Raw genomic sequence first — 1,416 nt, 5'->3', positions numbered from 1 at the left:
CGGATGGCACTACCGAGGTGGTCACCGTGCCGCAGGTTTATGCCCGCGTCCGTCAGGGCGACCTGAGCAGTGACGGCGCTTTGCTGGCCGGGAATACCGTGGCGCTCAACAGTCAGGGCGATATCACTAACAGCGGCACGATTAGCGGGCGTGACGTCACCCAACTGACGGCCAACAATCTGACCAACAGCGGCTTTATTCGCGGCGGCAAAGTGGATGTGACGGCCCAACAGACGCTCACCAACCGGGGCGGCCAGATTCAGGGCGATGACCGGGTAACTCTGAAAGGCCGGGATATCATCAGCGCATCGACCGTGCCCGGGGATGAGGCTAACCGCTGGTTAGACCGTCCAGCGGGCATCTATGTGCAGAATGATAAAGGCGCCTTATCGCTGAGCGCCATTAACAATGTCCAATTAACCGCCAGTGACGTCAAGAATGCCGGTAAATACAGTCACACCGAGATAACCGCAGGTCATGACCTGACGCTGGACGCCTTAAGCACGCGCCGCACAGAGCAAGGGAATTGGGGGAAAGAGAACTATCGCCATCTGACCCAACAACAGGATATCGGCAGCCAGATAACCGGCGCCGGTGAGGTGACCCTGCAAGCCGGACATGACTTACAGGCCACCGCCGCCCATGTCAACGCCGGTCAACAACTGACGGCGCAGGCCGGCAATAACCTGACGCTGACCACCGGGACGGCTTCATCCGATTTAGTGGAGCACAGTAAACAGACCAGCAAAGGCTGGCTGTCGAAATCGTCAGTGGAAACCCACGATGAAGTGCATGACCGGCAGGCGCTCAGCACCACATTCAGTGGCGATAAAGTGACTCTACAGGCCGGAAAAGACCTCAATATCCGCGGCAGCAATGTGGCGGGCACACAGGATGTCAGCCTGAACGCCGGTCATCAGCTCACTGTTACCACCGCCGCGGAAGCGCGCGATGAAACCCATTTGCGACAGGAGAAAAAATCGGGCCTGATGGGCACGGGCGGCATTGGCTTCACCTTAGGCAAAGCCAGCCAGAAAGTCACCACCGACAGTGACAGCCAGCTTAACAAAGGCAGCACGGTCGGCAGCAGCCAGGGCAATGTCACCCTCAACGCGGGTGAACAGCTCCGGGTTCACGGCAGCGAGGTGATTGCCGGTAAAGACCTGACGCTGACCGGTCAACAGGTCGATATCACCAGCGCGGAAAACCGCCATCACACCACGACAAAAACCGAACAAAAACAGAGCGGCTTAACCGTGGCGCTGAGTGGTGCCGCCGGCGGGGCCGTTAACAGCGCGGCGCAAACCGCCAGAGCCGCTCGCAATGAAAGTGACCCGCGAGTGAAAGCCCTGCAAAATACTCAAGTCGCGCTGAGCGGGGTACAGGCCGTGCAGGCCGGCCGACTGGCGGAAGCTC

Annotated in this window: 1 protein-coding gene; it reads left to right on the top strand. The window is 59.5% G+C overall.

The features are described 5' to 3' along the window. The coding region (locus EAE92_RS24020) for a hemagglutinin repeat-containing protein (protein ID WP_214069854.1) at window positions 1–1,416 on the top strand (1,416 nt) is incomplete at both ends.

The sequence above is a fragment of the Photorhabdus hainanensis genome, from assembly GCF_018448965.1.
Taxonomy (GTDB): domain Bacteria; phylum Pseudomonadota; class Gammaproteobacteria; order Enterobacterales; family Enterobacteriaceae; genus Photorhabdus; species Photorhabdus akhurstii.
This window is presented reverse-complemented; position numbering and strand designations above follow the sequence as displayed.